Genomic DNA, 7917 nt, shown 5'->3' on the forward strand with positions numbered 1-7917 from the left:
ACCCCTCACCCGGCTCGCGCCCGCTCCGCGAGCGCGATCCACCCTCTCCCACAAGGGGAGAGGGTGCACCGCCGCCTTGGTCAGAGAATTGTGCGCGTCAGGCATCAACGACCGTGATCCTCAGCTCTTCTCCGGCTGCCGGGCCAGCCGCTCCAGCAGCCGCTTGATCTCGCGGTTCTGCTCGCCCTGGCCGTCGGCCCATTCGCGGATCATCTGCTGCTCGGTGCGCATGTGCGCGACCAGGCCCTGGATCGCCTCGGCGAGGTTGGCCATGGCCGCGGTGGCGCCGCGGTTGGAGCCTTCCTCCATGGCCGTGCGCAGCCGTTCGATCGCCACCGAGAGGTCGGCGCCGGTGTCGCCGCTGCCGCCATATTCGCGCACCGTGCCGGCGAGCCAATCCTCCAGGTCGGTGTAAAAGCGGTTCTGCGCCTGGCTCGACTGCAAGTCGAGGAAACCCAGGATCAGCGAGCCGGCGAGGCCGAACAGCGAGGACGAGAACGAGATGCCCATGCCGCTCAGCGGCGCGGCGAGGCCGCCTTTCAGGGTGTCGAACAGCGCGCCGGCGTCGCCGCCGACCTTCAGGCCGTCGATGACCTTGCCGACCGAGCCGACCGTCTCGATCAGGCCCCAGAAGGTGCCGAGCAGGCCGAGGAAGACCAGGAGCCCGGTCATGTAGCGCGAAATGTCGCGGGCCTCGTCGAGGCGGGTGGCGATGGAGTCGAGCAGGTGGCGCATGGTCTGCTGCGAGATCGACATCCGCCCGGTGCGCTCGCGGCCGAGGATGGCGGCCATCGGGGCCAGCAAGGTCGGGTGGCGGGGCACCGCCAGGCCGGGATCGGCGATGCGGAAATTGTTGACCCAGGAGACCTCCGGATAGAGCCGGATGACCTGCCGGAAGGCCAGGATGACGCCGATCAGGAGCACCACTCCGATCAGCGCGTTCAGGCCGGGATTGGCGAAGAACGCCAGGATGATCTGCTTGTACAGGACGACCCCGACCAGGGCGCACAGCACCAGGAACACCAGCATCCGCACCAGGAAGATCCGGGGGGTCGACAGTTTGGTCGGTTCGACTGACATCGCGGAGCGGGGAGGGGAGCCTTGAGGCATTGTCGATGACATCCGTTGCGGGGGGACCGGTCCCGAAGATCCACTATGGCATAGCAGGGTCGGGAGACCAGCCGCGACCGGCGCAATCCCCGTCTCCTGCCCGGAACTGTGGCTGAAACCGGCGGACACCCGCGGCGTAGTTAGTCCCGTGGCTCATTTCTAGCTGGAATGCCCGGGCTTTGTCATGACCGTCGTTGAAGTTCTGCTGGCGCTGCTGATGCTTTCGCTGGCCCTTTCCCTCCTGATGGCGGGCGCCTGGGTGGTGCAGCAGCGCACCGGGAATTCCGGCTGGGTCGACACGATCTGGACATTTTCCGTCGGCCTGGTCGGGGCGGTGGGCGCGATCTGGCCCGTGGCGGGCGCAGCGCCCAACGCACGGCAATGGCTGGTTGCAGTGCTGGTGGCGGTATGGTCGCTGCGGCTGGGCGGTCATGTCGCGGCCCGCAGCCGCGGCATTTCGGACGATCCGCGCTATGCCGAGTTCGCCCGGCAATGGGGCGATGCCGCGCCGCGGCGGATGTTCGTGTTCCTGCAGCAGCAGGCCTGGGGCGCCATCCCGCTGGTGTTCGCGATGTTCGTCGCCGCCCACGCCCCGGCCGCCGACCTGCGCGTGCAGGACTATCTCGGCATCCTCGTGCTGTTCATCGGCATCGCCGGCGAGGGACTGGCCGATGCCCAGCTGAAGGCGTTCCGGACCGACCCGGCCAACAAGGGCAAGGTCTGCGACATCGGCCTGTGGCGCTGGTCGCGCCATCCCAACTATTTTTTCGAGTGGGTGTGCTGGCTCTCCTACCCCGTCATCGCGTTGTCATTCGACAACCCCTGGGGGATCGCCAGCCTGCTGGCGCCGCTGCTGATGTACTACATCCTGGTGCACGTCACCGGCATCCCGCCGCTGGAGGAGCAGATGCTGCGCTCGCGCGGCGACCGCTACCGCGCCTACCAGGCGCGCACCAGCGCCTTCTTTCCCCTGCCGCCAAGTCCTGTCGGAAAGTAACGGAGCCACCGCATGAGCTTCATCTCGACCATCATCGGCGCGGCGGAGCGTGTGCCGCTCCCCGACGCCGTCATCCGCGCGGCGATCTACGAATTGTGCGCGCGCACCGCGACGCGGTTGAACGGTCCGACTGCGATGGGCGACGCCGAGTTCGCCCGCCTGCTGACCACGCGCCCGATCGCGGAGCATACCGACGCGGCGAATGCGCAGCACTACGAGGTGCCGGCCGCGTTCTTCGCCCGGGTGCTCGGGCCGAACCGCAAATATTCCTGCTGCTTCTACAAGGAGCCGGTCTCGACCCTGCAGGAGGCGGAGGAGGAGGCGTTGCGGAAGACCGTGGCCAATGCCGATCTGCAGGATGGCCAGACCATCCTCGAGCTCGGCTGCGGCTGGGGCTCGCTGTCGCTGTTCATGGCCCGCCAGTTCCCGCATGCGAAGATCACCGCGGTCTCGAATTCGCATTCGCAGCGCCGCGCGATCGAGGAGATGGCGGCGCAGCGCGGCCTGCTCAATCTGCGCGTCATCACCGCGGACATGAACGCGTTCGCGCCCGACGGAGGCTTCGACCGCGTCGTATCGGTGGAGATGTTCGAGCACATGATGAACTGGCGCCAGCTGTTGTCGCGCGTCCGGTCGTGGCTGAAGCCCGATGGCCGGCTGTTCATGCACATCTTCACCCATCGGACCGGCTCCTATCTGTTCGACCGCAACGATCGCGAGGACTGGATCGCGCAGCACTTCTTCACCGGCGGCATCATGCCGAGCCACGGCTTGATCCGGCAGTTCAACGATCTGTTCGCGGTGGAGAAGGAGTGGCGCTGGAGCGGCACGCATTATCAGCGCACGGCCAAGGACTGGCTCGCCAATTTCGACGCCGATCGCGACCGCATTCTCGAGGTGCTGCAGCCGGTCTATGGCGACGACACCGCGCTGTGGATGCGCCGCTGGCGCTGGTTCTTCCTGGCCACCGCGGGTCTGTTCGGCCATGACGAAGGCCGCGAATGGGGCGTCAGCCACTATCGTCTGCGGCCCACCGGCTGAGCGCGAACTGATGAGGACGACTGAAACCTTCGCGGGATTCGCGCTTCGCTTCGCGGAACCCGGGGGAACCGCGCCGTCACAATGCGCTCACAATCGGGTGAGTCCCTGAAATACGTTTGAGATCAGTCGCCTAAGAGCTGTGACATACGGCCGCCCGGCCCCTGCATTGCGCCGCAGCAGCGCGCTTTTATGGTGCGGCCACGCTCGGCACCAGAATGGCGCCAACACCCGGTCATCCGGTCGACTGCTTTCAAACATGATCGAGGGGGCTCCACGACCCATGTCTCGTCCTTGTGCGTCTCGTCCTTGTGCGTCTCGTTTTCGCGCGCCGCTGCTCGGCACTGCATTGATGCTATCAGCGGCTCTGCCGCTGGCCGGCTGCAACGAAGCGACCCCGGCCCAGGCCGCCGCCAATGATCAGGTCGTCGTGCCCGACGTCGGCATCATCACCGTCGAGCAGAAGTCGCGCGCGATCGTCCGCGAGCTACCCGGCCGCATCGCGCCCACCCGCGTCTCCGACGTGCGGCCGCGCGTCTCCGGCATCATCGTCGAGCGGATGTTCCGCCAGGGCAGCGAGGTGAAGGCCGGCGATCCGCTGTATCGCATCGATCCGAAGCCGTTCGAGGTCGAGATCCTGTCGAGCCGGGCGGCGCTCGCCAAGGCCGAGGCGGTGCATGAGCGCGCGGTGCAGCAGGCGCGCCGCATCGCGCTGCTGTTCAAGGAGCGTGCTGCGCCCGAGGTCGAGAACGAGAAGGCGATCTCCGGGGAGCGCGAGGCCGCCGCCGATATCGAGGCGCGCAAGGCGGACCTCGCCCGCGCCCAGCTCAATCTCGACTACGCCACCGTGCGCGCGCCGATCGACGGCATCGTCGGCGCCGCCCAGGTCAGCGAGGGCGCGATCGCGGTTCAGAACGAGACCTCGCTGGTCACGATTCAGCAGCTCGATCCGATCTACGCCGACTTCACCCAGTCGGTCAGCGAACTGAACCGCCTGCGACGCGCCTTCGAATCCGGGGATCTCGACCAGATCGCGCCTGATGCCATCAAGGTCCGTCTCGTGCTCGACGACGGCACGCCGTATTCCATTCCCGGCAAGCTGCTGTTCTCCGACGCCAAGGTCGATGCCGCCACCGGCCAGGTCACGCTGCGCGGCGAGTTCGCCAATCCGAAGCGCGAACTGCTTCCGGGCATGTATGTGCGCGTCCGCATCGAGCAGGGCATCGACAGCGACTCCGTCGCGGTGCCGCAGCAGGCGGTGCAGCGCAACGCGGCCGGCGGCTCCGAGGTCTACGTCATCCGCGACGACAATCGCGCGATCGCGCGGCCGATCCGCACCGGCCCGGTGCAGGACGGCCTGGTGCTGATCACCGACGGCCTGCGTACCGGCGACAAGGTCGTCGTCGACGGCTTCCAGAAATTTGCCGCCGGCGACAAGGTCACGCCGCAGGCCTGGACCGAGGTCAGCACGGCGACGCAGCTCGAATCCAAGTCAGCGTCGCGGTAAGTCCCGATGCCGAGCTTCTTCATCGACAGGCCGATCTTCGCCTGGGTCGTCGCGCTGTTCATCTGCCTGATCGGCGCGATCGCGATCCCGCTGCTGGCGGTCGCGCAATATCCGATCATCGCGCCGCCCTCGATCTCGATCTCGACCAGCTATCCGGGCGCCTCGCCCGAGAATCTCTACAACAGCGTCACGCGGCTGATCGAGGAGGAGCTCAACGGCGCCTCCGGCATTCTCAACTTCGAATCCACCAGCGACTCGCTGGGCCAGGTCGAGATCACCGCCAATTTCGTGCCGGGCACGTCGACCAACGACGCCTCGGTCGAGGTGCAGAACCGCCTCAAGCGCGTCGAGGCGCGGCTGCCGCGCGCGGTGATCCAGCAGGGCATCCTGGTCGAGGAAGCCTCGGCCGCGGTGCTGCAGATCATCACCCTGCAATCGACCGACGGCAGCCTCGACGAGGTCGGCCTCGGCGACTTCATGATCCGCAACGTGCTCGGTGAAGTCAGACGCATCCCCGGCGTCGGCCGCGCCACGCTGTATTCGACCGAGCGCTCGCTGCGCGTCTGGCTCGATCCGGCCAAGCTGATCGGCTATGGCCTGACCGCCGACGACGTCACCAAGGCGATCGGCGCGCAGAACGCGCAAGTGTCCTCCGGCAGCATCGGCGCCGAGCCCGCCACGACCACGCAGCGCACCTCTGCGCTGGTGCTGGTCAAGGGCCAGCTCGATTCGCCCGACGAGTTCGGCGCGATCATCCTGCGCGCCAATGCCGACGGCTCGACGGTGCGGCTGCGCGATGTCGCCCGCATCGAGATCGGCGGCCTGAGCTATCAGTTCAACACCCGCCTCAACGGCAAGCCGACAGCCGGCCTCTCGGTGCTGCTGTCGCCGAGCGGCAATGCGCTGGCGACCGCCAGCGCGGTCGAGGCCAAGATGAAGGAGCTGTCGCGCTTCTTCCCCTCGAACATCACCTACGAGATCCCCTACGACATCACCCCGGTGGTCAAGGCCTCGATCAAGCGCGTGCTGATGACGCTGGTCGAAGCCGTCGTGCTGGTGTTCGTGGTGATGTTCCTGTTCCTGCAGAACATCCGCTACACCATCATCCCGACCATCGTCGTGCCCGTCGCGCTGCTCGGCACCTGCGCCACCCTGATGCTGGTCGGCTACTCCATCAACATGCTGACGATGTTCGGCATGGTGCTCGCGGTCGGCATCCTCGTCGACGACGCCATCGTCGTGGTCGAGAACGTCGAGCGCATCATGAGCGAGGAGGGGCTGTCGCCGAAGGAGGCGACGCGCAAGGCGATGGGCCAGATCACCGGCGCCATCATCGGCATCACCTTGGTGCTGATGGCGGTGTTCGTGCCGATGGCGTTCTTCCCCGGCTCGGTCGGCATCATCTACCGGCAGTTCTCGGTGACGATGGTGGCGGCGATCGGATTCTCGGCGCTGCTGGCGCTGTCGCTGACCCCGGCGCTGTGCGCGACCTTGCTGAAGCCGGTGCAGGCCGGTCACGGCCACGCCAAGACCGGCGTGTTTGGCTGGTTCAACCGCTTCATGGATTTTAGCCGCACCAAATACACCGGCTTGGTCGGCGGCGCGCTGAAGCGCACGGGACGGCTGATGATGATCTACGCGATCTTCATCGTCGGCCTGGCCTTCGCCTTCATCCAGCTGCCCGGCGGCTTCCTGCCGGTCGACGACCAGGGCTTCATCACGACGGACGTGCAGACACCGGCGGATTCGTCCTATGCGCGGACTCAAGCCGCCGTCGAGGCGGTCGAGAAATATCTCGCCAAGCGCGACGGCATCGAGGACGTCACCTTCCTCACCGGCTTCAGCTATGCCGGCCAGGGCGTCAACACCGCGCAGGCCTTCATCTCGCTGAAGGACTGGTCGGAGCGCGGCAAGCAGGACAGCGCGGCGGCGCTGGTCGCCGACATCAACCGCGACCTCGCCTCGCTGCGCGATGCCAAGATCACCGCGCTGCAGCCGCCGCCGATTGACAATCTCGGCAACTCCTCCGGCTTCAGCTTCCGCCTGCAGGACCGCGGCCAGAAGGGTTACGCGGCACTGACTGCGGCTGCAGATCAACTCATTGCGGAAGCGAATGCCAGCCCGGTGCTGCAGAAGGTCTATGTCGAGGGACTGCCGCAGGGGCCGCAGGTCAATCTGATGATCGATCGCGAAAAGGCCGGCGCCTTCGGCGTCACCTTCGAGGACATCAACAACACGATCTCGACCAATCTCGGCTCGACCTATGTGAACGACTTCCCGAACCGCGGCCGCATGCAGCGTGTCGTGGTGCAGGCCGACCGCATCAGCCGGATGAACGCGGACGATATCCTCAACTACAGCGTCAAGAACGCCAAGGGGCAGCTGGTGCCGTTCTCGTCGTTCGCGACGATCCAGTGGGCCAAGGGACCGACCCAGATCGCCGGTTTCAACTACTATCCGGCGATCCGGATCTCCGGCGAGGCGAGGCCGGGCTTCACCTCGGGCGACGCGCTCAACGAGATGGAGCGGCTGGCGGCCAAGCTGCCGCGCGGCTTCGGCTATGAATGGACCGGCCAGTCGCTGCAGGAGAAGCTGTCGGGCTCGCAGGCGCCGCTGCTGCTCGGATTATCCGCGCTGGTCGTATTCCTGTGTCTCGCCGCGCTGTATGAGAGCTGGACCATTCCGCTCGCGGTGCTGCTGACCGTGCCGCTCGGCATCCTCGGCGCCGTCGTCGCCGCCAATCTGCGGGGGCTGTCCAACGACGTCTATTTCACGGTCGCGCTGATCACCATCATCGGCCTTGCCGCGAAGGACGCGATCCTGATCATCGAGTTCGCCAGGGATCTGCGCGCCCATGGCAAGCCGCTGGTTGCGGCGACCATCGAGGCCTGCTCGCTGCGCTTCCGCCCGATCATCATGACCGGCCTGGCCTTCGTCTGCGGCGTGCTGCCGATGTCGATGGCCACGGGCGCCGGCGGCGCCAGCCAGCAGGCGCTCGGCACCAACGTGATGGGCGGCATGATCGCGGTGGTCATCCTGGCGCTCCTGATGGTGCCGGTGTTCTTCGTCTCGGTCCAGCGCGTGCTCGCCGGCGACCGGGAGAAGGCGGGGGCAGCCGACGGCGAGGCGTATGGGCCGCCGGCCCCGGTGCAGCCATAGAGGATAAAAACGACTTAGCGGATGATTGAGCCGAAACGTCGCGACGAGGCGGTGCGCTCCCCTCCCCCTTGCGGGGAGGGGTCGGGGGTGGGGGTCCGCGAGTCCC

At 66.8% G+C, this 7917-nt stretch carries 5 protein-coding genes; 4 read left to right on the forward strand and 1 reads right to left on the reverse strand.

The features are described 5' to 3' along the window. Nucleotides 1–120: 120 nt before the first annotated feature. On the reverse strand, nt 121–1110 hold the full coding sequence (locus BRAS3809_RS07990; protein ID WP_008961579.1) for a hypothetical protein: 990 nt from the start codon (nt 1108–1110) through the stop codon (nt 121–123). A gap of 184 nt (nt 1111–1294) precedes the next feature. Between BRAS3809_RS07990 and BRAS3809_RS07995 the strand changes: the two genes are divergently transcribed. The 4 genes from BRAS3809_RS07995 (at nt 1295) to BRAS3809_RS08010 (ending at nt 7811) form a co-directional block, all read left to right on the forward strand. Further along, nucleotides 1295–2107: a DUF1295 domain-containing protein gene (locus tag BRAS3809_RS07995; RefSeq protein WP_008961580.1), complete on the forward strand. Its 813-nt coding sequence runs from the start codon at nt 1295–1297 to the stop codon at nt 2105–2107. A gap of 12 nt (nt 2108–2119) precedes the next feature. After that, a complete protein-coding gene (locus tag BRAS3809_RS08000; protein ID WP_008961581.1) occupies nt 2120–3148 on the forward strand; it encodes an SAM-dependent methyltransferase in 1029 nt (342 codons plus the stop codon). Between the two features lie 349 nt (nt 3149–3497). Beyond that, nucleotides 3498–4652 carry an efflux RND transporter periplasmic adaptor subunit gene (locus BRAS3809_RS08005; RefSeq protein ID WP_008961582.1) on the forward strand — a complete coding sequence of 385 codons (1155 nt, stop codon included), beginning with the start codon at nt 3498–3500 and terminating at the stop codon, nt 4650–4652. A 6-nt stretch (nt 4653–4658) separates the two neighbouring features. Continuing rightward, a complete protein-coding gene (locus BRAS3809_RS08010; protein ID WP_008961583.1) occupies nt 4659–7811 on the forward strand; it encodes a multidrug efflux RND transporter permease subunit in 3153 nt (1050 codons plus the stop codon). Nucleotides 7812–7917: the final 106 nt, after the last annotated feature.

Source organism: Bradyrhizobium sp. STM 3809 (assembly GCF_000239795.1).
Classification (GTDB): Bacteria; Pseudomonadota; Alphaproteobacteria; order Rhizobiales; family Xanthobacteraceae; genus Bradyrhizobium.